This window comes from Pseudomonas caspiana (genome assembly GCF_002158995.1).
Classification (GTDB): domain Bacteria; phylum Pseudomonadota; class Gammaproteobacteria; order Pseudomonadales; family Pseudomonadaceae; genus Aquipseudomonas; species Aquipseudomonas caspiana.
The window spans coordinates 187,386-214,289 of sequence record NZ_LOHF01000007.1 but is presented as its reverse complement, the minus strand read 5'-3'; the positions used below and the strand labels follow the sequence as shown (position 1 = coordinate 214,289).

Here is a 26,904-nt window from a genome sequence, read left to right as displayed (position 1 = left end):
CCTCGTAACCTCGGTGAGCTCCTACAAATTCGATGTTTGTTGCGCGACAGTGCGACGCCTGGATGAATGGTGCGCATCCAGAGATGCAGGTTACTTCCCCAATTCCAGCGCCTCGGCCATGCGCACCAGTTCTGCAAATGACTTGGCGTTCATTTTCTTCATGGCATGACCGCGGTGGATTTTGACGGTGATTTCGCTCAGGCCGATTTCTCCGGCGATCTGTTTGTTCATCAGGCCTGACGCCGCCAAGGCCATGATCTCTTTCTCTCGAGGGGTCAGGGTCTCGAAGCGTGTGCGTACTTCATGGGCGTTCTTGTTGGCTTGCCGACTGCTTTTATCTTTTTCCAGCGCCGAGGTCACCGCATCCAGCAAGTCCTGTTCGCGAAAAGGTTTGGCGAGGAAGTCCACAGCGCCGGCCTTCATGGCGCGTACGGTCATGGCGATGTCACCGTGGCCAGTCATGAACACAATGGGCAGGTTGACGTTGGCGCGGACCAGTTCGTTCTGAAAGTCCAGGCCGCTGGTGCCTTGCAGCCGAACGTCCAGCACCAGGCAACTGGGCACGTCGGGTCGCTGGAACTGAGTGAAGTCTGCCACCGAAGGAAACGTCTCGACCCGCAGGCCAATGGAACGCAGCAAGCTGCTCAAAGCGTCGCGCAGGGCGGCGTCGTCATCGACAATGAACACGATCGGATCGTGGCTGACTTTGACAGCGCTTCGGTTCATCGGATGATCATCATTCATGAGTTGTCTCTGCTTGTCGGGGAAGGGCGAAGAGCAGCGAGGCTCCTTCACCAGGCTGGCTCTGGGCCCAGATCCGACCACCGTGCGCTTCGATGATCGAGCGACAGATCGACAACCCCATACCCATGCCTTCAGGTTTCGTAGTGAAAAATGCATTGAACAGACGACCCATATCGTCGGGCTTGATACCCGGTCCGGTGTCGCGCACCTCTACGACTATTTCGTTTTGCGCATCGTGGCGCAATAGCAGGTGCATCTTGCGCGGCGAACCCTGGCTGCCGACCATGGCCTGCATGCCATTGATCAGCAAGTTGATCAGCACTTGCTGCAACTGAATCCGGTCGCCCATGACGCTCGGGGTGTCGATGGCAATGTCCTGCACCAGTTCGACCCGGGCGCGTTGAATCTCCCGAGCGACCAGACTAACGGAGTCCTCAATGACTTCCCGCAAGTCCACCGGCACCCGTTGCGGATCGGCTTTACGCGACAGAGCCCGAATACGTCGGATCACTTCACTGGCCCTGAAGGTTTCGCTGAGAATGCGCTCCAGCGCCTGAGCGGCTTCGTTGATATCCGGCTCGCGGCGATTAAGCCAGCGTAGCGAAGCTTCAGCGTTGGTCGTTACCGCCGCCAGAGGTTGATTCACTTCATGCGCAATCGATGCAGCCAGTTCGCCCAGCGTCGTGACCCGGGTGACATGAGCCAGTTCGGTCTGTGAGCGGTGCAGCGCTTCTTCGGCCTGCTTGGAGGCCGTTACGTCCATCAACGCCCCGACGTACTCGCAATTACCGTCCTGATCGTGGGTCAGGTGCGCGAGCATGTGTAAATGTTTGATGCGCCCGTCAGGCATCAACAGACGATGTTCCACACTGAGATCCGGAGTCAGGTTGCGGGCCTGGGCAATAGCGTCCAGCACCAGCACCAGGTCATCGGGATGCGTTCTTTGCAGAATCCGGTCCATGGACGCGTGAGAGCCGGACTCATACTCGAAGATCCGCTGGGTTTCTTCGGACCAGTGCATTTCCAGATCCGGAACACGAAAGCCGATGCTGCCGGTACGGCTGAGACGCTGAGCGTCGATCAGGAAGGCTTCGCTGCGCCGCAAGGCTTCATGAGCCTCCGCGAGCAGGCAGACTTGCTCCTGCAATCGGTCATTCACGGCCTTGTTGCTGCGCGCAAGTACCGTGGTGATCCCGATCGCAGCGATACTCACCAGACAACGGGCAACAGCAGGCAGCTCGGCGTCCTGGCCGTGGGTCAGCAAAAAGGAAATGATCGTCAGCGACAGACAACTCAGGGCCACGATTGTCAGGCCATGTCGGCTGAAGATATTCACCGACAACAGAATGACCGCGACGTAAAGCACCGCCACCGCGACGTCCAGCGACGTCACGGTATCGATGATGAACACCACAGTGGTGATGGCGACAGCGACCAGACGAAGCAGTAAAGATGAGGAGCGAGCGTTGAGACCTGAGCCGGTGTGCCCGGCAGACAGCGAAACGGGTGTATTCATGCTGAATGCTTCATGCCCTTGATGGCTGCCCGACAACCGCACTGAACAGCTTCTGATCCTTGAATGGGCATAGCGGTAAACAACGAAAACCGCGTGCCGGTGTGGGGCGAATTTTAAGCGGTGCAGTTGTTTCAACCTATAGCCAGAGTGGTTATTTTTGGAACGTTTGTGCTTTTGCTTGTGCTTCAGTGGGCAGCAATGCTCCATGAAGACCCGGTCGAAAACTCAAATAGTCGAACGTTTACGCGAACTGTTTCGCTTATAGTCAATTGCAGAATTATCAGCCACTGCCGATGTATGAACACATGAGCATGGATATTGCAGCAGTTGTAATGCTGAGTGAGTGAGCGAACGTATTTATTTGACGCCAGTTAAGTGGTCTAAACGATTGTTTAATAAGGCATGTGTTCAATAAGGTTCGATTTTCTCGCCAATGAAATGTAACCCGCTGATACTTGCGCCAGAACTCTTTTGCAGTGAGAAACAATGCAATGCCGATGATTCCCTTGGTGATTTGCGACGACTCAAACATGGCCCGCAAGCAGTTGCTGAGGGCATTACCTGCTGAGTGGGGCGTGTCGGTCACGCAGGCGACCAACGGGCTCGAAGGCCTGGATGCGGTGCGTCGCGGGCTGGGTGAGGTCATGTTGCTGGATTTGACCATGCCGGTCATGGATGGCTACGAGACGCTGGCGGCCATTCGCAAAGAGAATCTCGACGCCAGGATTATTGTTGTCTCCGGTGACGTTCAGGATGAGGCCGTACGTCGGGTCATGGAGTTGGGTGCGCTGGCGTTTATCAAAAAGCCGGCTGATCCCGATGAACTGAAGAATACGCTGACCCGCTTGGGGCTGTTGGGTGAGCCTGCTGCTGTGCCGACCATCGAGCCTGCGATGACTGGCGCGATTATCAGTTTTCAGGATGCGTTCCGCGAAACCATTAACGTTGCCATGGGCCGCGCCGCCGCGTTGCTGGCCAAGGTATTGGGCGTGTTCGTGCAGTTGCCGGTGCCTACCGTCAACATGTTCGAGGTAGGTGAACTGCACATGGCCTTGGCGGACGCGCACAGCAGTGATCGGTTGACCGCCATCTGCCAGGGCTACATCGGCGGCGGTATCGCGGGCGAAGCGTTGTTGATCTTCCATGACTCTGACATTGCCGACATGGGCACGCTGATGCACCGCGACTCGTCGGACTACACCGACGAAGAAATGCTCCTGGACCTGTCCACGATCCTGATTGGTGCATGCCTGAGCGGCATCGCCGAGCAGATCGACGTGGAGTTCTCCCAAGGGCATCCGCAGATGTTGGGCTCGCAAGGCGGCATTGACGATCTGATCCGGATCAACCAGACCCGCTGGCAGAAAACCCTTGCTGTAGAGATCAGCTACAGCGTTGAGGGGCATAGCATCAACTTCGACTTGCTCATGCTGTTCACCGAAGACTCGGTAGATCGCCTGACGAAAAAACTTGCGTACTTGATGAGCTGACCCATGAGTAATCAGATCGATATCAAAGAGCTTCATTGGTTGCTGACGGTCACCCAGAACATCGACGTGGGTATCGTCGTGCTCGACCGCGACTACCGCGTGCAAGTCTGGAACACTTTCATGGAGAACCGCTCCGGCGTGGTGCCGTATGACGCGGCCGGGCAGTCGATCTTCAAGTTGTTCCCTGAACTCAACCCGATGTGGTTCAGCAAGAAAGTCGACAACGTAATTACTCTGGGAACTCCAGCATTCACTATCTGGGAGCAGCGTCCTTACCTGGTGCGGTTCAAGAACTACCAGCCTATTACCGGGCGGGAAGACTTCATGTACCAGAACACCACCATGTTCCCGCTGCGCTCGACCACCAGCGAAATCACCCATATCTGTCTGGTGATCTATGACGTGACAGACGTCGCCACCAACCGGCATTTATTACAAACCGCCAATAACGAATTGCAGAAGCTTTCCAGTACCGATCGCCTCACGGGCTTGTACAACCGGGGCCATTGGGAAGAGCTGCTCAAACTCGAATACGCACGCCATAGCCGCTACGGTGCGGTGTCATCGCTGGTGATGTGCGATATCGATCACTTCAAGCACATCAACGATACGTTCGGGCATCAGGCGGGTGACAAGGTGATTCAGCGTGTCACCGAGGTTATGCGCAGCCATGTGCGTGATGCTGACATTGCCGGGCGTTACGGTGGCGAAGAGTTCGCCGTGCTTCTGCCTGCTACCACCAAAGCCGGTGCTTCGGTGTTCTGCGAGCGTCTGCGCAAAGCGGTGGAGGCCGAGACCGTGCAGCACGAGGGACAGGCGATCAAATGCACAATCAGCCTGGGCGTTGCCGACCTTTCCAAGCCGACCAGCGATTACAAGACGGTCATTGCATGGGCTGAGCAAGCGCTTTATCAGTCGAAGAAAAACGGTCGCAATCAGGTTTCGGTGGACGAATAAGCCGCCGATTGCTGGTAGGATCGACGTTTTTCCGGCGACGATCACGGACATCATGCGACCTCAATCCACACTCACCGTAACCCCTGTCGACCAGCCACTGATCGGGCGTGTGAGCCCGCCCGGCTCGAAATCCATCACTAATCGCGCGCTGCTGCTGGCTGGCCTGGCCAAAGGCACCAGCCGTTTGAGCGGCGCGCTCAAGAGTGACGACACGCGCGTGATGTCTGAAGCCTTGCGCCTGATGGGCGTGCAGGTGGATGAACCGGATGACAGCACATTTGTGGTCACCAGCACCGGCCAGTGGCTTGCGCCTCGGCAAGCGCTTTTTCTGGGTAACGCAGGCACCGCGACGCGTTTTCTGACGGCGGCGCTGGCCAACTTCCAGGGTGACTTTGTCGTTGATGGCGACGAGTACATGCGCAAGCGTCCGATCGGCCCGCTGGTCGATGCCTTGCAGCGCATGGGCGTCGAGGTCAGCTCGCCGACGGGCTGCCCTCCTGTCGCAATCAAAGGGCAGGGTGGTCTGGCGGCGGCTCGTATTGAAATCGACGGCAACCTCTCCAGCCAATACGTTTCGGCCCTGTTGATGGCCGGGGCCTGTGGCAAAGGCCCGATTGAAGTGGCGTTGACCGGCAGCGATATCGGCGCGCGTGGCTATGTCGATCTGACGCTGGCTGCCATGAAGGCGTTTGGTGCTGAAGTCGAAGCGCTCAGCGATACCGCCTGGAAAGTGTCGGCCACCGGGTACAAAGCGACGGACTTCCACATCGAGCCGGATGCCTCTGCAGCCACTTACTTGTGGGCGGCGCAGGCAATTACCGGCGGCGCTATTGATCTGGGCGTGGCAACTGAAGACTTCACTCAGCCTGACGCCTTGGCCAGCCAGTTGATCGAGCGTTTCCCGAACATGCCGTCAGTCATCGATGGTTCGCAAATGCAGGACGCGATCCCGACTCTGGCCGTGCTTGCCGCCTTCAACAATCAGCCAGTACGTTTTGTGGGCATCGCGAACCTGCGGGTCAAGGAATGTGACCGTATTTCCGCGTTGTCCCAGGGCCTGTGCGCCATTGCGCCAGGGTTGGCGGTGGAAGAAGGTGACGACTTGATCGTCCACGCCGATCCACAGCTGGCAGGCCGCACTGTGGATGCATTGATCGACACTCACGCTGACCACCGCATCGCGATGTCCTTTGCCCTCGCCGGGCTGAAAATCGCCGGTATCAGGATTCAGGATCCGGATTGCGTCGGCAAGACCTATCCCGGTTACTGGGATGCGCTGCAGTCGCTGGGCGTCAAGGTTCAGCGGCAGGATTAAGGTTATTTGACTCGAAATGCTTTTCCGGTAGCTCACGAGTAACGCGAGGCAGCGATAGCGATTTGTCTGACACACCGCCATCGCTGCCTCGCGTTGCTCGTGAGCTCCTACAGCTCATTCAGTTCGCTTGAATCTGTCGCGCCATCTCCCATAAACAGCACGCTACGCCGTTGCCACGGCGCTTTCAGCCAATGCTGCTTTGCCGCTCTGGCATCATGAACAACCCCTTAATGTTCAGCATGTTGTCGTTTCCTAAAGCTGATCCCGCAAAGGGGAGCAGTGGAAGGCTCTGTTTGCCGAACAGGCTCCGGATATCGATTAGTGTGTCTATCCGGAGCGCCGCAGGCCACTGCAGGCGTTGTACCGTTTGCCCTTGTCACAGGCCATTGGCTAATCCGGAGAATGTTTAATGTCACAGCTAAAAGCTTTGCTGTTGGTCCGTGCTGACGGCAGCCAAACGGGGACCTCTTTAACGTGCTGTTCCTTGAGCGTCGGTGATCCATTTGCGGATGTGCGTGAAATCGCCTGCGCAGGCGCTGACGGTGTCAGTGCTGGTGTAATCAACTCCAGCGGCGCGTGGAGCTGCGAGGCCTACCCATTCACTGAAATGCTCGTGGTTCATCGTGGTCACGTCAGCTTGCGCGCTAATGGTAAAACGCTCGAAATCGGCCCCGGCGAAAGCGTGGTTATCGGACAGGGAAGTGCCTGTCGGATAGATGCAGCAGAGGGCAGCCTTTGGGCTTTTTGCGCCGTCATTAGCTCCGCGCCATCGACGCAGCCAGCGCTGACCTGGATCGACCGGCAAGTCGCGCTTGAACCGGCAGCAGCCCCCGAGGCGAGCATTCTGATTGGCCCGACGCCTCAGTGCCGTTCACACACTACCTACGAAGACCCGAACAGTTCACTGCGCATCGGCGTCTGGGATTCGACGCCTTATGCCCGTGGCGGCCGACCTCACAAAGTGCATGAGTTGATGCATTTGATTGAAGGGCAGGTGACGCTTACAGACGCAGACGGAACGGCGCTGACCGTCAACACTGGTGAGACTGTATTCGTTCCGCAAGGCGCGAGCTGTGCGTGGCAGAGCGATGTGTATGTGCGTAAGTACTACGTGGTGGTTTGATTGGATTTGAATGCGCCGCATCCCCTGTAGGAACGCACGAGCACCGCGAGGCCGCGATAGTGGCGTGTCAGGCAGACCGATATCGCGGCCTCGCGGTGCTCGTGCGCTCCTACAGTGATCTGTGTTTGATCCCTTGAATCGCCCGGTAACTCAAACTGAACCCCAGCTCTGCCGACTCCCCCTGCTGCAACATTCGCAACCCTGGATGCTCCGGCAGATGGTGGGCATTGACCGGATGGCTGACGGGCTCAAAGCAGAAAAAATCCAGCCCGGGCGGGCAGAACACCAGAAAGAATTCACTCCCGGTGGCCCGGCACTCAAGCTCATAACCCAGGTCCGGCTGGCTGATCAGGCTATTGCCATCCCATTCGGTAAAGCCGTTATCGAGTCGGGCCTTTGGCAGGCTGTTCAGCGAATTGAAGTCCCATTCGGCTGGTAGATTTTCAAGTTGCGTGGGCAGCCCGTCTTCATCTGTCATCCAGACCTGCGAAGCCTTGGCCTGCAACCGGGTGTTGGCGGTGCGCGGCAGGTAAGGATGCAGACCCAGCCCGTGCCAGGCGGCGCGCGGGTCCAGATGAGTCACCTTCAAAGTGATGCTCAGCGTGCCGTCCTGCAAGCTGAAACGTAACTGCGCGCGATATGCGAAGGGGATGCTGCTGTCCAGTTGCAGGCAGGCATGCTGCGGGCTTTGCTCGATTACCGCCCATGGCTGTTGCCAGGCGCTGCCATGAATTGGTAAAGCATCGTTGGCGCTGTTGGGCTCAAGCGCGAACCAGCCATCAGGGCTTTCAAAGCCACCGTCGCTGATTCGGTTTGACCAGGGCGCCAGCGGATAGCAGGCCAGTTTGCGTGCAGTTCCGGCGCTCAGGGCTTCTTCGTTGCTGGGGCGCAGCAGCGGCTGACCGCTGGCGATCACACTCCAGTTAACGATGCTGCCGCCGGTTTGCGGGGCGAGCGTCAGTCGGGTGATGCCATCTTCGAGCGTCAGGATTGCCGGGTGCATGATGATCCGCCGTATGAGTACAGGTTAGGGCTCAAGCCGTTTTGCGACGCCAGGTCAGCAGCACAATGCCGGTGACCACAATCAGGCCGCCAATGATCTGGCCGCCGCTGAGCAATTGATCAAGAATCAACCAGCCAAACAACAGACTCGCCACCGGTTCGATGTTCATCACCGGTGCGTTGCGGGCCATGTCCAGACGGTTTACGCAAATGAACAGCAGGGAAAACCCCACGCCATAAAGCGTGACCAGACAGGCCAGGGCGGTCCAGCCGGTGGCGCTGGAGGGCAATGACACGCCGCCTGGCAGCACGCCGCTGAACCCCGCCAACGCAGCGGCGCTGAATACGATCAACATGGTCAGCATGCTGCGCACGGTGCCGCGCAGGGACGAGAGTTTATGGTCGGTGATCCACAGCGCGCAGGCGAAAACACCCGCCGCGCCGAAGCCAAAAGCGATGCCTTCGAGCCATTGAGCTTCGGTGCTGTGTTGGCTGGAAAGGCGCTCTGGTACGTCCAGCGCAAAGACCAGACCGATCAGAATAAAACCCATCAGCAGGGCGGCACGAGCGGTTGGCCTGGCGCCGCCTAACGCCCAGGTGAGCAAGGCCAGCAGGATGGGAGCAACGTTGGCGATCAGCAATGCCAGCGCTACCGGAATTCGGGCAACAGCCGAGTAGATGCAGAAACTTTGTGCCGCGATCAGCAAGCCCAGCAGCAATTGCCAGCGCCAGGTTCTGGCGGTCAGGTTCGGACGTTCGCGCTGCCAGAGCACCAGGCCCGTCAGGACCAGCAAGGTCACGCCCGAGCGACAGAGAATCGCCAGCAGCAAGCCGGTGTCATGGTCGAAGGCGATACGCGCGGCAATGTGGTTGCCTGCGAAAGCACAGGCGAGAAGGGCGAGGAGCAATACAGCGATGTGGCGGGGAAACAAAGCAGGAGCAGACATGAGCAACCAGCCTCCTTGGCTGGAAAACAAAGGCAGGCGGTGATGATCTGTAGGAGTGAGCTTGCTCGCGATGGCGTCAGATCAGTCAAAGATTTTTGAATGACATATCAAATCGCGAGCAAGATCACTCCTACAGTTTTTGCTGCTATCTCGAGGCCTTACAACACCACACTCGGCAACCACAGGGAGATTGCAGGGATGTAGGTCACCAGCATCAGCACCAGGAACAGTGCCAGGTAGAACGGCAGCAGGGCTTTTACGGTGGCTTCGATGGTGACTTTACCCACCGCAGCACCGACGAACAGCACGGCGCCAACCGGCGGTGTGATGAGCCCGATACCCAGGTTCACCAGCATGATCATGCCGAAGTGCACCGGGTCCACGCCTACACCGACGATCACGGGGAGCAGGATTGGGGTCAGGATCAGGATCAGCGGTGCCATGTCCATCACGGTACCCAGCAGCAGCAACATGACGTTGATGCACATCAGGATCACGTAACGGTTATCCGACAGCGTCAGGAACGCTGTGGTGATCTTCATCGGGATTTCCATCAGCGTCAGGATGTAACCGAAGCTGGCGGCGAAACCGATCAGAATCATCACGATGGAAATGGTACGCGCCGCCCGGTGCATCAGTTTGGGCAGGTCGCGCCATTTGTAGTCGCGGTAGATGAACATGGTGACGAAGAATGACCAGACCACAGCAATGGCTGCCGACTCGGTCGCCGTGAAAATACCCGACAGGATACCGCCGAGGATGATGACCATGGCCATCAGACCCCAGAGCGCTTCACCGGCGATTTTGATCGCCTGACGCAGCGGGATCACTTCACCTTTCGGGTAGTTGCGCTTGCGGGCGAAGATCATGCACAGGCCCATCATCACAGCGCTGAGCAACAGGCCCGGCCCGATACCGGCCATGAACAGCGACGCAATGGAGACCGTGCCACCAGCTGCCAGCGAGTACAGCACCGAGTTGTGGCTCGGCGGTGTCAGCAAGGCTTGAACCGAGCCGCTGACCGTGACCGCCGTGGAGTAGTCACGTGGATAGCCAGCGCGCTCCATTTCCGGAATCAGTACTGAACCTACCGAGGCGGTGTCCGCTACCGAGGAGCCGGAGATGGCGCCGAAGAACGTCGAAGCAACGATGTTCACCAGAGACAGACCGCCGCGTACGAAGCCGACCAGTACCGCAGCGAACGCCACCAGCCTTCGTGACATGCCGCCTTCGGCCATGATCGCGCCCGCGAGGACGAAGAACGGGATCGCCAACAGCGAGAATTTGTTCACGCCGCCTGCGATCTGGATCATCAGCGCGTCCGCTGGAATATCAATCCACCATGCACCAATCAGCGCGGAAAGACCCAGCGCATAAGCGACCGGCATGCCGATCAGGATCAGTGCGATAAAGCTGCCTAACAGTATAAGAGCGTCCATTTATGCGGCACCTTCACTTTCTTCAATCACGTCGAACCGCATGACAGCCCGGTGGCTTTGGTCGCCCAGAAAAAGTCTTTCAAGGACGAAAATCAGGGTCACGATGCCGCCAATCGGAATGGGCAGATACGAGATACCAACACGCAGGAACGGCAGCTCCCCGATGTATTGATTCCAGGTCGTGCCGCACAGCTTGAAACCTTTGATAATCATGAACAGCGCGACGATAGCCATCAGCACTTGCACAACTACAGCGGCAATTTTGCGCACCTGAGCAGGCATACGATCGACGGCCATGGAGACGGCCATGTGCGCACCGGCACGGTAGCTGGCTGCTGCACCGAAGAAGGTGAATACCACCATCAACAGAATGGCGGTGGGTTCAGGCCAGCTAGATCCGCTGCCCAGTACGTAACGGGCAAAAATGCCCCACGGAATGATCAGCGTCATGATCAGAATCGACATACCGGCGATTCCGATGCAGACCCGATAAAGAACATCGTTGAGACTTAGCAGCGTATTTTTCATGGAGGCTCACCACTGCGGCGGCGAACGAGCTTGCGCTCGCCCCCGCGGCGTTATCGGACTGGCTTATAGGGCTGCTTGGTTGTTACTTGGCTGCGGCCAGGGACGGATCGGTTTGCACGGCCTCGATGCGGCTGATCAAGTCTTTGTACGGCGCACCGAACTTGTCGCGAACCGGCTGGGTGGCGTCATAGAAAGCTTTCTTCTGCTCAGGCGTCAGCGTGATGAATTCCACGCCAGCGGCCTTGAGTTTGGTTTCCGCATCTGCAGAAGACTTGTCCCACAGCACGCGTTCTTCGGCCTGTGCTTCACGGGCCAGCTTTTTCACCAGCGCCTGTTGTTCAGGCTTGAGCTTGTTCCAGGTGTCCTTGGCCATCACGATTGGCTCAGGCAGGATCAAGTGCTCGGTGATGGTGAAGAACTTGGCGTTCTGATAGTGGTTGTGCTGGTAGTAAGTCGGTGGGTTGTTCTCTGCGCCATCGATTACGCCAGTCTGCAAGGCGCTGAAGATCTCGCCAGTAGCCATGGCGATACCGTTACCGCCCATATCATTGATGGTTTCGATGAATACCGGGTTGCCTTGGACACGGATCTTCATACCCTTGAGGTCGGAGATCTGGCGCACCGGCTTCTTGGTGTACAGGTTGCGAGTGCCGCCATCCATCCAGGCCAGCGCGACCATGTTGAAGTTGGAGTTGGTGATCTTGTCGAGAATTTCCTGACCGATTTCACCGTCGATAATCGTGCGCATATGCGCCTGATCGCGGAATACGAACGGCAGGTTGAAGACGTTCACATCAGGCACTACAGGGCCAACGATGCCCAGGCTGACGCGGGTCATCTGAATGGCGTTGCTCTGTACTTGCTCAACCACTTCTTTCTCGGAACCCAGCACGCCACCGGCGTACATCTTGAAGCTGATCTCGCCTTTGGACTGCTCTTCGAGCTTTTTGCCCATGTTCTGTTCGGCCACTACCGGGGCATAGCCTGCGGGGTGAACTTCGGCGAATTTGATTTTGACTTCAGCCTGGGCCAGGCCCGACATGCAGAAAGCCAGCGGAAGTGCTGCGATGAGAAGCTTGCGTTTGAAATCCATGGATAACTCCAGTTTTGTTGTTTTTGTGGTGCTGGTGGATTTTGTGTGTGATTCGTTAGCCCTTGAAGGCAGGCTCCTCCAAGCCTTTGACTCCGGGTCTCAGGGCAAAGACGCCCCCGGCCAGGGGTTGGTCGCTGATATCGCCCCCCGGGCGAATCGAGGTCACGAACAGCGTGTCCAGATTCGATCCGCCGAAGGCGCACATGGTGGGTTTCTTCACAGGGACATTGAGTGACTGATCGAGCTTTCCGGCTGGCGTGAAACGGTGGATAAGCCCGGCATCGTTGCCGCAGATCCAGTAACAGCCTTCGGCATCGACAGCCGCGCCATCGGGGCGACCCAGATAGTGGTTCATGTCCACGAACAGACGGCGGTTGTGCGGCGTACCGCTGTCAGTGTCGTAATCGAACGCCCAGATTTTTTGCACGCTGGGGTGCGAGTCGGACAAGTACAGGGTCTTGCCGTCCGGGCTGAACGCCAGACCGTTAGGCACGATGAAGTCACTGAGTTGTGCGGTGAGCGCTCCGCTTTGCCCGGCGCTGTAACGATACATCGCGCCAACGGTGGCGCCTGCGGCCATGTCCATCAACATGGTGCCGGCCCAGAAGCGTCCTTGACGGTCGCAGCGTCCATCATTGAAACGCATTCCCGGCAGGGGATGCTCAACGCTTGCCAGTACAGTGCTGCCCAGCGTGCCGTCATCACGCTCGGTCAGACGGAACAGGCCATTTTCCATACCGGCAATCCAGTCGCCGTTATCGTAACGGGCAATGCAGGCGAGCATTTGCGGCGCTTTCCAGCTTTGGATGCTGTCATTGACTGAGTCCCAGCGGTGAAGCTTCCCCGCCGGGATATCAACCCAATAAAGAGCTTTTTCCCTGGCGCTCCACACCGGGCTTTCACCCGTAGCGTTCTGTGCGTCGAGAATCAATTCAGCATCCATGTTGCTCGGCTCCCTTATTGTTTTTATCGGTACTCAGTTGTCGCCAAAAGGACCTGATGCGACGAAAGCGCCGCCTTGATAAACCATTGCCGGGTCGTCGGCGGCCGGCATCGGTTGCGCTTCGACCTTGTCGCGAAACTGCTCGGAGCTGTCCTTGGGATGATAGCCAAGGTGCGCTGCGTAACGGTTGTCCCACCAGACATCACGGTTGGCCGAAGCGCCGTAGACAATCGTGTGGCCGACATTCGGCGTATACAGCGAGCGTTCGATGAGCTGCGTCAGGTCGTCGAAGCTTAGCCAGGTACTCATCATTCGACGGTTTTGTGGTTCCGGGAACGATGAGCCGATGCGGATGCTCACGGTTTCAATGCCGTAGCGGTCGAAGTAGAAGCTGGCCATGTCTTCGCCGTAGGATTTGGACAGGCCGTAGTAGCTGTCCGGGCGGCGAGGGGAGAGCGCGTCGATGGTTTCATCCTGTTTGTAGAAACCGATGACGTGGTTGGAGCTGGCGAAAATGATGCGCTTCACGCCATGGCGGCGAGCAGCTTCATAAATGTGGAACACGCCACTGATATTCGCGCCGAGGATTTCTTCGAACGGGCGTTCTACCGAGACGCCACCGAAATGCAGGATCGCGTCTACGCCTTCAACCAGTTGGTGAACGGCTTGTTTATCCGAGAGATCGCAGGTTTGCACTTCTTCGCTGGCATCCACGGGCGGTGCCATTTCGCTGATGTCGGAAAGCCGCAGGACCTTCGCATAAGGCCGCAGACTTTGTCGTAGAACCTTGCCCAAACCGCCTGCCGCGCCCGTGAGTAGCAGGCGGTTGAAGGGATTTTGGGCGGTGTGAGTCGTTGTCATGAGAGTCCCTTACAGTTCTTATAATTGTCATCTGTCGTCGTATGACTTGCCGCGATTATTTGCAGTCGCCGGTGGCTTTGTCAACGCGACTTAGGTCGAAATGATGGCTGGTTGTCACTGGATCGTCAGGAACCGCCCCGGCGTCCATGACATCACGCGGCCTCTCAGCAAACAATTGCAACCTTCCATATTGAACCCTGCCCTGTAGGAGCTCACCGAGGTTACGAGGCCAGCGATAGCGGAGTGTCAGGCAAATCGCTATCGCTGGCCTCGTAACCTCGGTGAGCTCCTACAGGAGGTAGCGTTTTTTACTTAAAGCAACGAAAGCGGATAGCTGATGAAGATCCGGTTCTCGTCGAACTCGTTGGTGCTGAAATCGCGACGAATGGAAGAGTTGCGCCACCGGAAGTTCAAGCTCTTGAACGTGCCGCTTTGTACGGTATACGCCAGCTCCGATTCGCGGCCCCACTCTTTACCATCAGTGATAGCACCGGTGTGCACGTTGTCACCGCTGATGTAGCGGTTCATCAGGGTCATGCCCGGTACGCCGAAGATGGCGAAGTCCAGGTCGTGACGCAGCTGCCAGGATTTTTCCTTGGCGTTGTCGTAGCTGGCGTTGTAGCTATCGTTTGCCAGCGTGCCGCCACTGGTGCCGTTGACCCTGAACCAGCCGTCATCACCGCTGACTTTCTGCAAGCCGACGTACAAGGTGTTGCCCTTGTATTTGGCCGACAGCAGGGCGTAGGCGGTTTTGTTATCGAGGTCACCCGCCAGTTGGTTGCCGTCTTCTTTACCCCAGAAGTAACCCAGGTTGGCGCCGAGCGTCACGTCGCCAACGGGCTGGCTGTGCAGCACGTTGATGAATTTCTGGTTGTAGATGTCTTCAAGTTGGGCGTACCACAGGCCGACCTGTGTGCGCTTTTCATTGAAAGCGTATTCGCCACCACCAAAGTTGAAGCGATCAGACTGAAAAGCTCCCCGGCCGTTGAGCGACATGTCTTCCATGCTTGCATCGTTACGCGGGCTGTTGCCCCTGAACTGACCGCCATACAAGGTCAGGCCATCGATTTCCTTGGAGGTGATCTGTCCGCCCTGGAAGGTCTGTGGCAGCGAGCGACCATCGTCCGAGCGCAGGATCGGCAGAACCGGCATCCACTCGCCGACTTTCAATTCAGTTTTGGAAACCTTGGCTTTGGCCGCGACACCCAAGCGTCCAAAGTTATCGGCCGGGCGGCCATCCTGGTGGATAGGCAGCAGCTGTGTACCGCCTGTGCCCTTGCCGCCATCGAGTTTTACCGAGTACATACCCAGCACATCGACCCCAAAGCCAACTACGCCTTGAGTGAAGCCGGACTTGGCATCAAGAATAAAGTTTTGCGTCCACTCTTCCGCCTTGCCCTGCGCGTTCGCCGGGTTGACGAAGTTACGATTGAAGTAGGCGTTACGAAAAGTTAGGGTCGCTTTGGTGTCGTCTACAAAGCCTTCGGCCATGCCCGTTAGCGGGAACGTCAGGCCCATAGTGCTCAGCCCGATAAGCGCCAGCGAACGTTTGTTTTGAGATCTCATTATTGTTGTGCTCCCATTTTTTTGACAAAGCACTCCTCCTGCGACCTTTGAACGGCCTGTAGTGTGGAGGAATGCAAGGCGCCCCCATGCCGGGGCTTAAGACCTGAACCGCCGGTGCGGACGAGCCTTTACTTCGAAACGGAATAACCGTCAGCGAATTCGAAAAGAGAGTGTATTTATCCCGGACTTGACCGGGAGCGCGAATACAAGCTGTTACAGGACACTCGGTGTACTGGCTGCTTAGAGCGCGGGCATTGCGGGGTGCGAACGAGGTTCGTCATACGTGTGCTTCCCTGATTATTGTTATTTTTGTTATCCGTTGTCGTACAACTTTTCGCGATATTTGCAGTCCGTCATGGGTTTGTCAATAAGCCTTTCGGACGTGCGTCAAGAATGGCAGAACAGCCCCAAGGCCCTGTATTTCGGTGGATGTGCCATGAGGCTGATTACCGATATGCTCAGACCTCTACGATTAAGAACCCGAGCATCCATTATGAAAATCGGCCTGATTTCCGACACCCACGGCCTGTTGCGCCCGCAAGCTCTTGAAGCACTTGAGGGCTGTGAGCAACTGATTCATGCCGGTGACATTGGCAAGGCATCGATTCTGGACGCTTTACAAGCCATCGCGCCGTTGACCGTCGTGCGTGGCAACAACGATCAGGATGATGCATGGGCTAGCGATGTTCCGTATTCGGCGGTGCTGCGCGTGGCAGGCATCGGGATTTACGTCACCCACATCCCGGCAGATGTTCCACACCCATTGCCTGACGACATCCAGATTGCCGTGGTCGGGCACTCTCACAAGCCGCTGATCGAACACCGCGCCGGGGTGTTGTTCATTAACCCGGGCAGCGCCGGACCTCGGCGTTTCAAATTGCCGATTTCGGTCGCTGTGCTGCACATCGACGAACAAGGCTTCAGGGCCGAGTTGATTGAGCTGGCGGTGTGAAGCGGACCTCTAAGCCGTTTGCTGGAACCTATCTTGTAGGAGCTGCCTAAGGCTGCGATGTGTTTTTCCTGACACGCCGCCTCGCAGCCTCCGGCAGCTCCTACAGCATCGAGTTGGCTCAGATAATCATGAGCAGCTACTTCGTCACCGGATCCAGCCCGCTTTTTTTGATTGCGTCGGCTGCGGCTAGCGAACTCAAGTACTCCAGCAGCTGTTTAGCCTGTTCCGGATGATTGCTACGCGATGAAATGGCCCCCGAATACAAGGTCATTTGCTGCGCCTGATCCGGAATCAAGCCAACGATATCTATTCCTTCAACCTGCTTGAGTTCGCTCAGCTGTTGGAAGCCAAGCTGCGCCTCTCCACGAGCGACCACTTCACCTACAGGCGTGGCGGGGATCATCCGGCTCTTGGTCTGCATCAGCTCGCCGATGTGCATCTGATTGAACAGCACGCGGGACAAGTAGACACCGCTTGCACTGTCCGAATAGGCGATAGACGTGGCATCAATCAACGTCTTTTTGAATGCTTCCATGGTGCTGATATCAGGCTTGGGCGCCCCGTGACGGACAGCCATGGCGATGTAGGACTTACCCAGGTCGACACGACTCTTGGGGTCGATCTGGCCGTTCTTCATCAGCTTATCCAGCGCAGAGCCGACCATCAGTACAACATCGGCTGGTTCATTGCGGGCCAGACGGTTAGGGATGGCTTGCGGCGTAGCGCCCATAGACGGAGCAGCCTCCGCCACCAGGCGCACACCTGTGCGTTGCTCATAATCGCTGCTGATAGCGTTGAACGCGCCCATGATGCCGCCGGAACTGAGGACGATCAGAGAAACAGGCTTGGCCGCCGTCGCAGCGCTGACCAGCGCCACGGGAGAGAGGGAAAGGACCGCGCCAAGCAGGCAGGAAAGAATTTTTTGCATGTGAAGATAGACCTTGCAGAGTAAGACCCGACGATTATGTGGCAAAGCCGACAACATTGCGCGGTTATCGAAGAGAGGAGTCTCGACCCGTAGACGGCTTTAATATCCGTAGAAGTTAAGTAAGTGATACGGTTTGTGTTTCAACTATGTAACACCTGTGAGCATTTAAGTTTCTAGCTTTTATTGTTTTTACTCATGGCTTCAAAGACTTGTGGGGGGGAATGACCATTCATCGCCCCGTCAGACTTAATTCTCTTTTGACTGCCACACTGGTTTACACAATCAAGCACTATCCTTTGCCAAGGTAACCCGACAATGATCAACGATCATTTGCCTGGAACCTCGTGCAGTATTCATGGCAGTTCGCGTGTAGATGAAAGATCTGAGTGTTCCTTAAATACGAAGCTTGTCGATGCCAAATCTTCTGCGGTAGCAGTGGCGTCATTAATCCATCGCGCCGCACCTGACGTCAACAAACCAGAGGCTCGTGTTTCAGTTTTGATACTGATGTGCACCTACAACGGTCAGTTGTTTCTCGAAAAACAACTGGAGTCGATCAGCTCTCAAACGTGTAATGACTGGCATGTGGCTATTTCAGATGACGGCTCTGAGGACGAAACGTTAACTATCGCTTGGCGTTACAGGCTTAAATGGGGTGAGGAAAAACTAAGTGTCTGGCAAGGGCCTGGAGAAGGGTTTGCGCGAAACTTTATGTCCCTGGTCTGTCACACGGAACTGTCGGCAGACCACTATGCATGGTGTGATCAGGATGATATGTGGGATGAGAGGAAGTTACAGGTTGCGCTGAGTTGGTTGCAGAGCGTGCCCAAGGATGTTCCTGCACTCTATTTTGGCCGCACTCAATTGGTCGATTCATCGGGTGTGGCGCTAGGTTACTCGCCGTTGTTTCGACGCTCTCCTTCTTTTGCGAACGCGTTGGTTCAAAACATAGGCGGAGGTAATACCATGGTTTTAAACCACGCCGCACGCGTTTTGCTGCAGGCAGCGGGAAATAACCTGAATGTTGTTTCCCATGATTGGTGGGCTTACCTATTGGTGACAGGGGCCGGGGGGAATGTTTTCTATGACCCCAGCCCGTACGTAATGTACCGCCAGCATGCCGGTAATCTCGTGGGCGCTAACTCGAATTGGCGGGCGAGAGTTAATCGCATGAAGATGATGTCTCAAGGGCGCTTTCAAGTGTGGAATAGTATCAATATCGCAAACCTGGAAAAGATGAGTGCTTTTTTGACTCATGAGAATCGGGAGCTGCTTGAGCGCTTCAAATCATTGCGTACTGAAACATTGGGGCGCCGATTGGCAGGACTCAAACAGTCCGGAATATATCGACAAACTCGATTGGGCAACCTGAGTCTGATAGTGGCCGCTACCGTGGGTAAGATTTAAATTGAGGAAAGCAGATGGTGGTGACAAGCCGTTATCAGCGTTGGCGGGTTTGAATGCAAACGCTTTCTCTTCACATAACGAGCAGAAGGGATGGCAGTTCATGGATATCGATGTGTGCCAAGGGTGAATATATAGCGATGGAAAAATTTTGTGTGACACCCATTGAAGTGTATCGCAGTGTTAGTCGTTACCGACAACTGATCGGGCAAATGACTCGTCGAGAAATAACCAGTCGATACAAGGGGTCCATATTTGGTTTATTGTGGGCGTTCTTGACTCCCGTTCTGATGCTTGCTGTTTACACCTTTGTGTTCAGCATTGTTTTTAAGGCTCGTTGGGCGGGCGCCGGTTTAGGGGAGGAGCAAAGCCAGTCCGATTTTGCAATTATGTTATTCACTGGGATGATCGTTTACGGCATCTTTGCAGAATCTGTTAATAGGGCGCCAGGATTAATACTGGGCAATCCGAACTACGTGAAACGCGTTGTTTTCCCATTGGATATTCTGCCGTGGGTAGTGATGGGAACGGCAATGTTCAATGCGCTCGTCGGCTTTTGCGTACTGATCGCTTTTTTCCTGTTGACCAATCACCAACTCACCTGGACCGCCGCCTGGCTTCCGTTCGTGCTCCTGCCTCTGATTTTTTTGTGCATGGGGCTAAGTTGGTTTTTGTGCTCGCTCGGTGTTTACCTCCGTGATGTCGGCCAAACGGTGGGCATTGCGACGACCATGCTGATGTTTTTATCGCCCGTTTTTTATCCGGTTGCCTCGTTGCCGCTGACATTCCAGTTCTATTTGAAGCTGAACCCCCTCACCTCAATTATTGAGCAGACGCGTGACGTGCTGCTATTGAATCAACCGCCCGACCTTATGACGCTGCTGATCAGCAGTCTGGCAAGTTTGTTTTTTGCCTGGGCAGGGTTCGTGTGGTTTCAAAAAACGCGTAGAGGGTTTGCAGATGTCATCTGATACGAGTTCTATCACCGTTAGTGGCCTGGGGAAGTGCTTCGCAATTTATGCACGCCCGCACCAGCGTCTGATGCAAATGTTTGTCCGCTCTCATAAGAAGTACTACAGAGAGTTTTGGGCGCTGAAGGACGTCTCATTTGAACTCAAAAAAGGAGAAACCATCGGCATTGTTGGCAAAAATGGTTCGGGTAAGTCAACGCTGTTACAGATGATTTGTGGCACGTTGAATCAGACCGAAGGAACCATCGCGGTGAAGGGCAAGGTTGCTGCGCTGCTTGAATTGGGTGCTGGTTTTAACCCCGAGTTCACTGGGCGGGAAAACGTATATCTTTGCGCCGCAGTCTATGGTCTGGACCGTAAAGAGGTGGATCAGAAATTTGACCTGATCGCGGCTTTTGCGGACATCGGTGATTTTATCGATCAGCCTGTGAAAATCTACTCAAGTGGCATGTTCGTACGGCTGGCATTTGCCATCATTGCGAACGTAGACGCCGACATCCTGATTATCGATGAAGCGTTAGCCGTGGGGGACGCGCTTTTTACCCAAAAATGCATGCGGTTCCTGAGAAAATTCAAGGAAGAGCACACGCTTTTGTTTGTCAGCCATGACACAAGCTCCGTTATAAACCTTTGCGACAGGGCGATATGGCTGGATAAGGGGCAGGTCAGAGGCTACGGCCCTGCCAAAGCAGTTGCTGAAATGTACCTCGCCACATTATTCGGTCAGGTAGAGAAAAAAGACGCGACAGAAAGTCCGTTGGTTGAAAACTTGAGGATTGTGAAAGCCGCCGCCTGGCGTGACCATCGTCAGGATATTGTTAACAGCAGTCTCCACCGCAATGACATGGAGGTGTTTCGTTTCAACACTACAGCCACCGAAGAGTTTGGCGAGGGTGGAGCGAAGATTCTGAACGTCACGTTAAATGACAGCCACGGCAGGGCACTGAATTGGGTGGTGGGGGGCGAGGTCGTCATTCTGCGTGTGGAAGTGGCATCGCTTAAAACCTTGTTCAGTCCCATTGTCGGTTTTTATGTAAAAGATCGTTTGGGGCAAACTCTGTTTGGTGATAACACCTATTCGAACTACGCCAAGGCTCCGATTCGGTCCCAGGCGGGTAGCGTTTTTATTGCTGAATTCAAGTTTCCAATGCCGTGGCTGGCCCAAGGTGACTATTCAATTGCGGTTGCCGTGGCGGAGGGGACTCAAGCAGAGCATGTCCATCAGCAGTGGGTGCACGACGCGCTTTTATTCCGATCCCACCATGACCCGTTATCGACGGGGATAGTCGGTATACCTATGCTGGAAATCAACTTGTTGGCGGTGAGCAACGTCTCATGAATCGTGATAGGTTTATCGGCGAATTAGAACAACTTGCCATGCACCCTGATTATATTGCCCATCCTCTCTCATGGTTGGGGCATATCCCGTTCGTGGCGTGGTTGGTAACGGTTGTTGAGCCTGAGCAGTTTGTAGAATTGGGGAGTTATTCAGGGACTTCTTACTTCGCTTTTTGTCAGGCAATAAAGAGCAGAGACCTGAGGACTCGATGTGTTGCAATTGACACCTGGGAAGGTGACGAACACACCGGTCGATACTCCGAAGAAGTATTCCAGGCCTTTGCTGATTACAATGACGCCCATTTCAGTGCATTTTCAAGCTATTTACGTATGCGCTTTGACAACGCGCTTCCTCTGATCGCCGACTGTAGCGTTGATATTCTTCATATTGATGGCCTTCACACCTATGAGGCTGTCAAGCAGGATTATGAAACGTGGATGCCTAAAATGTCTGCGCGAGGCGTTATTTTGTTTCATGATACGGCCGTCGACAGTGAGGGGTTTGGCGTTGTAAGATTTTGGTCTGAAGTGTCCGAACTTTATCCTTTTTATAATTTTACACACAGCAATGGCCTCGGCGTTTTACTCGTGGGTAGCTTTTATCAGCGGGATGGCACACTGCTGGCGGCAATAAAGTCTATTGCACCGCTGAGTGAGCGTCTAGCGGAGCGACTGTGGTTACAACAAATTGTTAGAGAGAAACAAATTCAGCTAGAGGAGTTTCAAGGTTTTACCGTTCCCGGACTGATCGCAGAGAAAGAGCGATTTGACGCTGCGCGTCAATCGTTAGAACAAAATATGCTTGAGAAGCAACGTCGACTGGATACTTTTGAAACCGTTACGATCCCCGCTATCGTGGCAGAAAAGCACTTGTCTGATGTCGCCCTGGGCCGGGCAGTTTCTGAGTTGTCATTGTTAAACATCGAGTTGGAAAAAATCAAAAGCTCAATGGTTTGGAAAGTATTAACGAAGATTTTAAGTATAAAAGCTCGAATTTTTAAATAATCTCACTTCTTCTCGAGACTTCCATGACCCCGACGACCCCCTCCTTTGATGCACTGTCGACCCGACAGGATCTGATTAAGACAATTGATAAGTCCGTTACACAAGACGACAGCAAACTGCTGGCTTTTTATCTTCCTCAGTTTCATAGGACGGCAGAAAACTCTGAGTGGTGGGGGCCTGGATTTACCGAGTGGACTAATGTTGCAGGCGGCAAACCTAATTTCGAAGGGCATTATCAACCGCACATTCCCAGAGAATTGGGATTTTATGATTTAACTCACCCGGATGTCATGTATGAGCAGGCTGAGATGGCCAAGCTATACGGTGTGTATGGTTTCTGCTTTTATCATTATTGGTTCAGTGGTCGTCGTATTCTAGAAAGACCAGTCGCTAATTTTCTAAAGACCGATATCGATATAAAGTTCTGCCTGTGCTGGGCGAATGAGAATTGGACCAGAACATGGTCTGGTGATGAAAAAAGTGTGTTGCTCGGACAACAATATGCCGTGGATGATAATGAGAGCTTTGTCGAGTCTCTGATCGAGTTCTTTAACGACCCGCGTTATATTTTTGTCGATGGCAAACCGATGCTCGTGGTTTACCGTGCGAAGAGTATGCCTGATGCAAGCGCTGCCTTTGCCCAATGGAGATTACTTGCCCTCCAACATGGTTTTTTGGGGCTGCATATCGCTGTTGTAGATTTTTATGATATCCAAAGCCCTGCCGAGGTTGATGCCGATGCGTTAGTCGAGTTTCCCCCACATAAATTCAACGGGCCTCAAAGTGTTCCTGATACGATGTCAGAATTTACGACGCCTGGGTTCGCCGGTGGCGTCGTTGATTATTTAAAGATCATCGCCCAAAGCGCTAAACGTGAAGCCCCTCCATTCAAACTTTACCGCGGGATCATACCGAGTTGGGACAATACTGCGCGGCGTCAGCTAACCCCCACTATTGTGGTCAATGCCACTCCCACTTTGTTTGGGCATTGGCTAAAGTATTTACGTGCCTTCACACGTGAAAACAAACAGCCCGGTTCCGAGGGTTTCATTTTTATCAATGCCTGGAATGAATGGGGTGAGGGCTGCCACCTCGAGCCTGATCTGAAATGGGGGTTGAGTTATCTGGAGGAGGTCTTACGGTCTTCCTATAATTATGGAACGCCTAAAAGCTCGGACGAGGCGCGTGAAGATCTGTATGCGGCGGTCACTGCTGTCGTCTCGGTTAGCAAGGCATCAGGCACTTGCATGTCCAGTGCTGAAAGCATCGGTGAGGAGATGCGTAACTATCGGCCGGTGAAAAGCCACGCTCATAAAATTGCAGTGTGTTTGGTTAAATGGCCGGTTCTTTACAGAATAGCAAGATCACTCTATCTATTAGTTCGGCGCGTACGGGGGTGATATGAAAGCTAACGTTGCGGTTATTGCCCATTTCGATGCTAATAACTCACTGAGTCGGAATTTTAAAAAAATTATACGCTGTCTGGAATCGGTTTTTGATAGGGTGCTGCTGGTAACGACAAGTGATATAGAAGATTGCGCCGTTGACGAGTTTTCTAAAACAACGCTAATTAAACGCCCTAACATTGGTTATGATTTCTATAGCTACAAAGTAGGAATCCATTATGCGAAAAAGCATTGGGACGTTCAGTGCCTGCTGATCACCAACTCCAGCTATTTTTTGACGTCTAGCGCCCGGTTCTGTGTTCTGCTCCAGCGCAGTCTTCTCGAATCAAAAAACTATGAGGTTGTCGGACTGACTGAGTCAAGACAATTTAGCTGGCATCTTCAGTCCTATATGATGTTGCTGGGACGTCAGGTTTTGTATTCCCATTGGTTTTCAGTATTTATTAATCAGGTCGTACCTTTAAATGGTAAAATCGACATCATATTCAGCTATGAAATCGGACTGTCTACGCTGTTGAAAAATCATGCAGTCAGCGCCACAGTTTTATATGTTGCAGATTGGCGCGCTAAGCTCGTGGCTAAATGCCGGTGGTTCAAGAGGTTGGTTGCTATTTCACCTGCGCGGGATTTCTTTAATGGTACTTTATTAGGCGCTGTCGGCGGCATTAACTGGACGCACTTCGCTGCGCAGGAGATTTCCGAGCGATATGGCGTAATAAAGTCTGAAGTTTTTAGAACCAACCCGCTGCGGGTCAATATAAACTCAATAAAAAACAGCCTTCCTGCCGACGTGTTAGATGATATTGAACGTGAGCTATTAACCTCGCGCGGTCACTATCAGGTGAGCGTCGATGGCCTGTCTGAATTTTGCGTTGGCGTATCAGCATTGCCGCTCTATCGGTCCGTGCAATGGGGGCTCCCTCGTGTAGAGGGTGTGAGGGTGGCGGTCGTCATTCATCTGTACTACTTAGATCTTCTAGACGAGTTATTGGTCTATTTAAGAAACTTCGCAGAGCCATTCGACTTGTACGTAACGACCCCCTTTGAAAGGGACGTAGTGTCGATAATCGATCACGCTTCCTCGATCGCAAATAGCGTAACTGTTCATGTGAGTGAAAATCGTGGACGAGATATTGGTCCCTTTCTGTCTCTTTATCTGAAAGGGTTTTTGGACGGTTATGTTGCTGTTTTGAAACTGCATTCGAAGAAAAGTAGATACAGTGCGTCTGGAGACCACTGGAGGAAAAGTCTTTATCACTCTCTAATGGGGTCGTCTTTAATTGTTGCCAAGGTCATAGATTTAATCAAGACCAAGGAGGTCGGAATTGTAGGGCCTCATCAATATTATTTGAGTCATGACCGCTTTTGGGGGGCGAACAAGCAGACGGTCACTGCAACGTTGGGTGCTCTGGGAGTGCCGTCACATCATGTGACCTCACTTGGTTTTTTTGCAGGCTCTATGTTTTGGCTCTCGCCTAAAGCGCTAATTCCTCTGAAGAGTTTACCTCACTCGTATTTTGTATTTCCTGAAGAGAATGGATTGCAGGATGGAACTGTTGCGCATGCATTCGAGCGGATTTTCTGTCCGTTATCCAGAGCGGTCGGACTGAAGACATCAAGCCTTGAACTGGACGGGGAAGAAATAAACGATATACGGTCTGGTCATCATACGGTGCCTGTTCTTTAGTGTCAGAGCTGCGGCTTATCGCAATCCTGCCTATAGGTACTGCTGGTTCACGTTATCAAGGTGAGGCGATTTAAATGGACTTCCGTCAGCACATACAGAATCTGGCAATTAGCAAAAATAGTATATTGGAAATTGGACCCTCCTATAACCCTATTCTTCCTAGATACAAAGGTTACCCCGTGTCCATCATGGATCATGCTAGCCGATCAGAGTTGGTGGAAAAATATAGTGCTTTTGGCGTTGATACTAGCAAAATTGAAGATGTTGATCATGTGACCACTGACCTTTCATCGTTATACTCTGCGGGCCATATGTTTGATCTGATAGTGGCCAGTCATGTCATAGAACATGTCACTGACTTTATAAAGTTTCTAAATGATTGTGAACGTCTATTGGTGGAGGGTGGACAGGTTATCTTGATTGTCCCGGATAAACGAAATTGCTTCGACTTCTTCAGGCCGGTCACGACGCCTGGCGCAATGCTCGACGCCCATCACTCAAAAAGAGCTTTGCATTTAGGCGGGCTCTTTGATCATTATTCTTATTTTTGCAGAAATAACGGTCAGTTGGCATGGGGCGATCTTGAGGATGTTTCCCAGTTGGAGTTTATTCACACCCCTGACATGACGATAGACGCAGTGAACAAGCCTTTATTGGCTGGCGAATATTCCGACGCACACGAATGGGTGTTTGTTCCTGCCAGCTTTGCATTTGCGTTAGCAGAGCTGCGTAGTCATCGCTTCGTCAACCTGGGGATAGAGCAGGCCTACGCCACATTGGGCTACGAGTTCATGGTTATCTTATCGGTTCGCGCTCCCGTCGAATCCAGAACCAAAGCGCAGCTACTTTCTGAAATTCAAGGTGAAGTCAGCGCTGCTGTACACATGGATCTGACGGACTCCAACGCGGTGTCGCACGCCCGTGAAGACCTGGCGCTGTCGTCCATGGAGCAGGCGTTGGAAAACAAGCGTCTGGCGGATGTTATCGCGCTGCAAAAAAATCAACTGGACAGTTTATATTCGAGTACTTCATGGCGTGTCACGCTACCTTTAAGGAAGTTACGAAAGTTTTTAAGCGCGTTGTAACCGCTCGATTTGCAGTTCTCGACCTTCCCGCTGTTGACCCCGGCGCTGGTTTACTCAGTCACTGAGGAGAGTCTGCGCAGTAGGTATCTCGCTACCCATTTTGAAGTTGTTTCCGAGCGACATCATCTACCTGATCGCACGCAAGGATTGAGTTGCCTGTACCGCAGAAAAAACTAAGCCCGGCAAAAGCCGGGCTGGAGGAAGAGCTTTTACACATTAGCTCAGACGATTAGCACCCACGTGATCAGCACCATCAGCAGCTACACGGTTTGCACCCACGTGATCAGCACCATCAGCAGCTACACGGTTTGCACCCACGTGGTCCGCACCATCAGCAGCTACACGGTTTGCACCCACGTGGTCGGCACCATCAGCAGCTACACGGTTTGCACCGACGCGATCAGCACCATCAGCAGCCAGGCGGCTTGCACCAACGTTGGTATGAGCAGTGCCACCTTCAGCTACGACAATAGTGGCCGGAGTTGGGTCGATCAGGTTGGTGTTGTCATTGCCTGGAAGGCTTGGCAACTGTGGGGAAGCGAAAACACTTGAAGCCAGAACGGAGAAGGTAAGGCCGAAGATCAGTTGTGAAGTTTTCATGGTA

Annotated in this window: 24 protein-coding genes; 12 read left to right on the top strand and 12 right to left on the bottom strand. The window is 54.1% G+C overall.

Annotated features, from left to right (window positions below; genetic code table 11):
- Positions 1-90: 90 nt before the first annotated feature.
- Entirely contained in the window at positions 91-726 is a 636-nt protein-coding gene (locus AUC60_RS11225) for a response regulator transcription factor (protein WP_238599561.1), read from the bottom strand.
- Between the two features lie 10 nt (positions 727-736).
- Positions 737-2,260, bottom strand: coding sequence for a sensor histidine kinase (locus tag AUC60_RS11220; protein WP_087266749.1), 1,524 nt, complete (start codon positions 2,258-2,260; stop codon positions 737-739).
- A 491-nt stretch (positions 2,261-2,751) separates the two neighbouring features.
- Between AUC60_RS11220 and AUC60_RS11215 the strand changes: the two genes are divergently transcribed.
- From AUC60_RS11215 to AUC60_RS11200, 4 genes are all read left to right on the top strand, one after another.
- Positions 2,752-3,750, top strand: coding sequence for a response regulator (locus AUC60_RS11215; RefSeq protein ID WP_087266746.1), 999 nt, complete (start codon positions 2,752-2,754; stop codon positions 3,748-3,750).
- Positions 3,751-3,753: 3 nt separating this feature from the next.
- Complete coding sequence (locus tag AUC60_RS11210) at positions 3,754-4,707, top strand: GGDEF domain-containing protein (RefSeq protein WP_087266743.1); 954 nt, start codon at positions 3,754-3,756, stop codon at positions 4,705-4,707.
- A 52-nt stretch (positions 4,708-4,759) separates the two neighbouring features.
- A complete protein-coding gene (aroA, locus tag AUC60_RS11205; RefSeq protein WP_087266741.1) occupies positions 4,760-6,022 on the top strand; it encodes a 3-phosphoshikimate 1-carboxyvinyltransferase in 1,263 nt (420 codons plus the stop codon).
- 409 nt (positions 6,023-6,431) lie between these two features.
- Positions 6,432-7,145, top strand: a complete 714-nt coding sequence (locus AUC60_RS11200) for a cupin domain-containing protein (protein ID WP_087266738.1) — start codon at positions 6,432-6,434, stop codon at positions 7,143-7,145.
- A 109-nt stretch (positions 7,146-7,254) separates the two neighbouring features.
- On the opposite strand, the gene AUC60_RS11195 is transcribed toward AUC60_RS11200, so the two are convergent.
- The 8 genes from AUC60_RS11195 to AUC60_RS11160 all read right to left on the bottom strand — a co-directional run bounded on the left by AUC60_RS11195 (position 7,255) and on the right by AUC60_RS11160 (position 15,524).
- Positions 7,255-8,148 carry an aldose 1-epimerase gene (locus tag AUC60_RS11195; protein WP_087266735.1) on the bottom strand — a complete coding sequence of 298 codons (894 nt, stop codon included), beginning with the start codon at positions 8,146-8,148 and terminating at the stop codon, positions 7,255-7,257.
- Between the two features lie 31 nt (positions 8,149-8,179).
- Positions 8,180-9,094: an EamA family transporter gene (locus tag AUC60_RS11190; protein ID WP_087266732.1), complete on the bottom strand. Its 915-nt coding sequence runs from the start codon at positions 9,092-9,094 to the stop codon at positions 8,180-8,182.
- A 158-nt stretch (positions 9,095-9,252) separates the two neighbouring features.
- The gene (locus AUC60_RS11185) at positions 9,253-10,533 is read right to left on the bottom strand and encodes a TRAP transporter large permease (RefSeq protein WP_087266729.1); all 1,281 of its coding nucleotides are present in this window, start codon (positions 10,531-10,533) and stop codon (positions 9,253-9,255) included.
- On the bottom strand, positions 10,534-11,061 hold the full coding sequence (locus AUC60_RS11180) for a TRAP transporter small permease (protein ID WP_087266726.1): 528 nt from the start codon (positions 11,059-11,061) through the stop codon (positions 10,534-10,536).
- An 82-nt stretch (positions 11,062-11,143) separates the two neighbouring features.
- Positions 11,144-12,154, bottom strand: coding sequence for a TRAP transporter substrate-binding protein (locus AUC60_RS11175; RefSeq protein WP_087266723.1), 1,011 nt, complete (start codon positions 12,152-12,154; stop codon positions 11,144-11,146).
- A gap of 55 nt (positions 12,155-12,209) precedes the next feature.
- Positions 12,210-13,097: a glucurono-1,5-lactonase gene (locus AUC60_RS11170; RefSeq protein ID WP_087266720.1), complete on the bottom strand. Its 888-nt coding sequence runs from the start codon at positions 13,095-13,097 to the stop codon at positions 12,210-12,212.
- Positions 13,098-13,130: 33 nt separating this feature from the next.
- Positions 13,131-13,958: an NAD-dependent epimerase/dehydratase family protein gene (locus AUC60_RS11165; protein ID WP_087266716.1), complete on the bottom strand. Its 828-nt coding sequence runs from the start codon at positions 13,956-13,958 to the stop codon at positions 13,131-13,133.
- A 312-nt stretch (positions 13,959-14,270) separates the two neighbouring features.
- Complete coding sequence (locus AUC60_RS11160; protein ID WP_087266712.1) at positions 14,271-15,524, bottom strand: OprD family porin; 1,254 nt, start codon at positions 15,522-15,524, stop codon at positions 14,271-14,273.
- A 493-nt stretch (positions 15,525-16,017) separates the two neighbouring features.
- Here AUC60_RS11160 and AUC60_RS11155 point away from each other — a divergent pair, with 493 nt between their 5' ends.
- Positions 16,018-16,476 carry a metallophosphoesterase family protein gene (locus tag AUC60_RS11155; RefSeq protein ID WP_087266710.1) on the top strand — a complete coding sequence of 153 codons (459 nt, stop codon included), beginning with the start codon at positions 16,018-16,020 and terminating at the stop codon, positions 16,474-16,476.
- 136 nt (positions 16,477-16,612) lie between these two features.
- On the opposite strand, the gene AUC60_RS11150 is transcribed toward AUC60_RS11155, so the two are convergent.
- Positions 16,613-17,404 (bottom strand): substrate-binding domain-containing protein, encoded by a 792-nt coding sequence (locus AUC60_RS11150; RefSeq protein WP_087266707.1) that lies wholly within the window; start codon positions 17,402-17,404, stop codon positions 16,613-16,615.
- Positions 17,405-17,719: 315 nt separating this feature from the next.
- Between AUC60_RS11150 and AUC60_RS11145 the strand changes: the two genes are divergently transcribed.
- The 7 genes from AUC60_RS11145 to AUC60_RS11115 all read left to right on the top strand — a co-directional run bounded on the left by AUC60_RS11145 (position 17,720) and on the right by AUC60_RS11115 (position 26,300).
- Positions 17,720-18,811, top strand: a complete 1,092-nt coding sequence (locus AUC60_RS11145; protein ID WP_238599560.1) for a glycosyltransferase family 2 protein — start codon at positions 17,720-17,722, stop codon at positions 18,809-18,811.
- A gap of 53 nt (positions 18,812-18,864) precedes the next feature.
- The gene (locus AUC60_RS11140) at positions 18,865-19,779 is read left to right on the top strand and encodes an ABC transporter permease (protein WP_338014026.1); all 915 of its coding nucleotides are present in this window, start codon (positions 18,865-18,867) and stop codon (positions 19,777-19,779) included.
- A complete protein-coding gene (locus AUC60_RS11135) occupies positions 19,769-21,118 on the top strand; it encodes an ABC transporter ATP-binding protein (RefSeq protein WP_087266701.1) in 1,350 nt (449 codons plus the stop codon). The genes AUC60_RS11140 and AUC60_RS11135 overlap by 11 nt, the downstream gene beginning before the upstream one ends.
- Positions 21,115-22,122, top strand: coding sequence for a class I SAM-dependent methyltransferase (locus AUC60_RS11130; RefSeq protein WP_087266696.1), 1,008 nt, complete (start codon positions 21,115-21,117; stop codon positions 22,120-22,122). Before AUC60_RS11135 ends, AUC60_RS11130 begins: the two co-directional genes overlap by 4 nt.
- Before the next feature lie 23 nt (positions 22,123-22,145).
- Positions 22,146-23,522: a glycosyltransferase WbsX family protein gene (locus AUC60_RS11125; RefSeq protein ID WP_087266693.1), complete on the top strand. Its 1,377-nt coding sequence runs from the start codon at positions 22,146-22,148 to the stop codon at positions 23,520-23,522.
- A 1-nt stretch (position 23,523) separates the two neighbouring features.
- Positions 23,524-25,215: a rhamnan synthesis F family protein gene (locus AUC60_RS11120; protein ID WP_087266690.1), complete on the top strand. Its 1,692-nt coding sequence runs from the start codon at positions 23,524-23,526 to the stop codon at positions 25,213-25,215.
- 74 nt (positions 25,216-25,289) lie between these two features.
- Positions 25,290-26,300 (top strand): methyltransferase domain-containing protein, encoded by a 1,011-nt coding sequence (locus tag AUC60_RS11115; RefSeq protein WP_087266687.1) that lies wholly within the window; start codon positions 25,290-25,292, stop codon positions 26,298-26,300.
- 216 nt (positions 26,301-26,516) lie between these two features.
- Here the strand turns inward: AUC60_RS11115 and AUC60_RS11110 are convergent, their stop codons facing one another.
- Positions 26,517-26,900 (bottom strand): hypothetical protein, encoded by a 384-nt coding sequence (locus AUC60_RS11110; RefSeq protein WP_087266685.1) that lies wholly within the window; start codon positions 26,898-26,900, stop codon positions 26,517-26,519.
- Positions 26,901-26,904: the final 4 nt, after the last annotated feature.

What these genes read in the sequence shown, in the direction of transcription:
- AUC60_RS11220 (WP_087266749.1), bottom strand. Translation starts at nt 2,260, where the DNA reads ATGAATACACCCGTTTCGCTGTCTGCCGGGCACACCGGCTCAGGTCTC.
- AUC60_RS11120 (WP_087266690.1), top strand. Translation starts at nt 23,524, where the DNA reads ATGAAAGCTAACGTTGCGGTTATTGCCCATTTCGATGCTAATAACTCA.
- aroA (WP_087266741.1), top strand. Translation starts at nt 4,760, where the DNA reads ATGCGACCTCAATCCACACTCACCGTAACCCCTGTCGACCAGCCACTG.
- AUC60_RS11185 (WP_087266729.1), bottom strand. Translation starts at nt 10,533, where the DNA reads ATGGACGCTCTTATACTGTTAGGCAGCTTTATCGCACTGATCCTGATC.
- AUC60_RS11190 (WP_087266732.1), bottom strand. Translation starts at nt 9,094, where the DNA reads ATGTCTGCTCCTGCTTTGTTTCCCCGCCACATCGCTGTATTGCTCCTC.
- AUC60_RS11195 (WP_087266735.1), bottom strand. Translation starts at nt 8,148, where the DNA reads ATGCACCCGGCAATCCTGACGCTCGAAGATGGCATCACCCGACTGACG.
- AUC60_RS11225 (WP_238599561.1), bottom strand. Translation starts at nt 726, where the DNA reads ATGAACCGAAGCGCTGTCAAAGTCAGCCACGATCCGATCGTGTTCATT.
- AUC60_RS11165 (WP_087266716.1), bottom strand. Translation starts at nt 13,958, where the DNA reads ATGACAACGACTCACACCGCCCAAAATCCCTTCAACCGCCTGCTACTC.
- AUC60_RS11140 (WP_338014026.1), top strand. Translation starts at nt 18,865, where the DNA reads ATGCAAACGCTTTCTCTTCACATAACGAGCAGAAGGGATGGCAGTTCA.
- AUC60_RS11110 (WP_087266685.1), bottom strand. Translation starts at nt 26,900, where the DNA reads ATGAAAACTTCACAACTGATCTTCGGCCTTACCTTCTCCGTTCTGGCT.
- AUC60_RS11215 (WP_087266746.1), top strand. Translation starts at nt 2,752, where the DNA reads ATGCCGATGATTCCCTTGGTGATTTGCGACGACTCAAACATGGCCCGC.
- AUC60_RS11160 (WP_087266712.1), bottom strand. Translation starts at nt 15,524, where the DNA reads ATGAGATCTCAAAACAAACGTTCGCTGGCGCTTATCGGGCTGAGCACT.
- AUC60_RS11170 (WP_087266720.1), bottom strand. Translation starts at nt 13,097, where the DNA reads ATGGATGCTGAATTGATTCTCGACGCACAGAACGCTACGGGTGAAAGC.
- AUC60_RS11125 (WP_087266693.1), top strand. Translation starts at nt 22,146, where the DNA reads ATGACCCCGACGACCCCCTCCTTTGATGCACTGTCGACCCGACAGGAT.
- AUC60_RS11130 (WP_087266696.1), top strand. Translation starts at nt 21,115, where the DNA reads ATGAATCGTGATAGGTTTATCGGCGAATTAGAACAACTTGCCATGCAC.
- AUC60_RS11210 (WP_087266743.1), top strand. Translation starts at nt 3,754, where the DNA reads ATGAGTAATCAGATCGATATCAAAGAGCTTCATTGGTTGCTGACGGTC.
- AUC60_RS11135 (WP_087266701.1), top strand. Translation starts at nt 19,769, where the DNA reads ATGTCATCTGATACGAGTTCTATCACCGTTAGTGGCCTGGGGAAGTGC.
- AUC60_RS11200 (WP_087266738.1), top strand. Translation starts at nt 6,432, where the DNA reads ATGTCACAGCTAAAAGCTTTGCTGTTGGTCCGTGCTGACGGCAGCCAA.
- AUC60_RS11180 (WP_087266726.1), bottom strand. Translation starts at nt 11,061, where the DNA reads ATGAAAAATACGCTGCTAAGTCTCAACGATGTTCTTTATCGGGTCTGC.
- AUC60_RS11150 (WP_087266707.1), bottom strand. Translation starts at nt 17,404, where the DNA reads ATGCAAAAAATTCTTTCCTGCCTGCTTGGCGCGGTCCTTTCCCTCTCT.
- AUC60_RS11145 (WP_238599560.1), top strand. Translation starts at nt 17,720, where the DNA reads ATGATCAACGATCATTTGCCTGGAACCTCGTGCAGTATTCATGGCAGT.
- AUC60_RS11115 (WP_087266687.1), top strand. Translation starts at nt 25,290, where the DNA reads ATGGACTTCCGTCAGCACATACAGAATCTGGCAATTAGCAAAAATAGT.
- AUC60_RS11155 (WP_087266710.1), top strand. Translation starts at nt 16,018, where the DNA reads ATGAAAATCGGCCTGATTTCCGACACCCACGGCCTGTTGCGCCCGCAA.
- AUC60_RS11175 (WP_087266723.1), bottom strand. Translation starts at nt 12,154, where the DNA reads ATGGATTTCAAACGCAAGCTTCTCATCGCAGCACTTCCGCTGGCTTTC.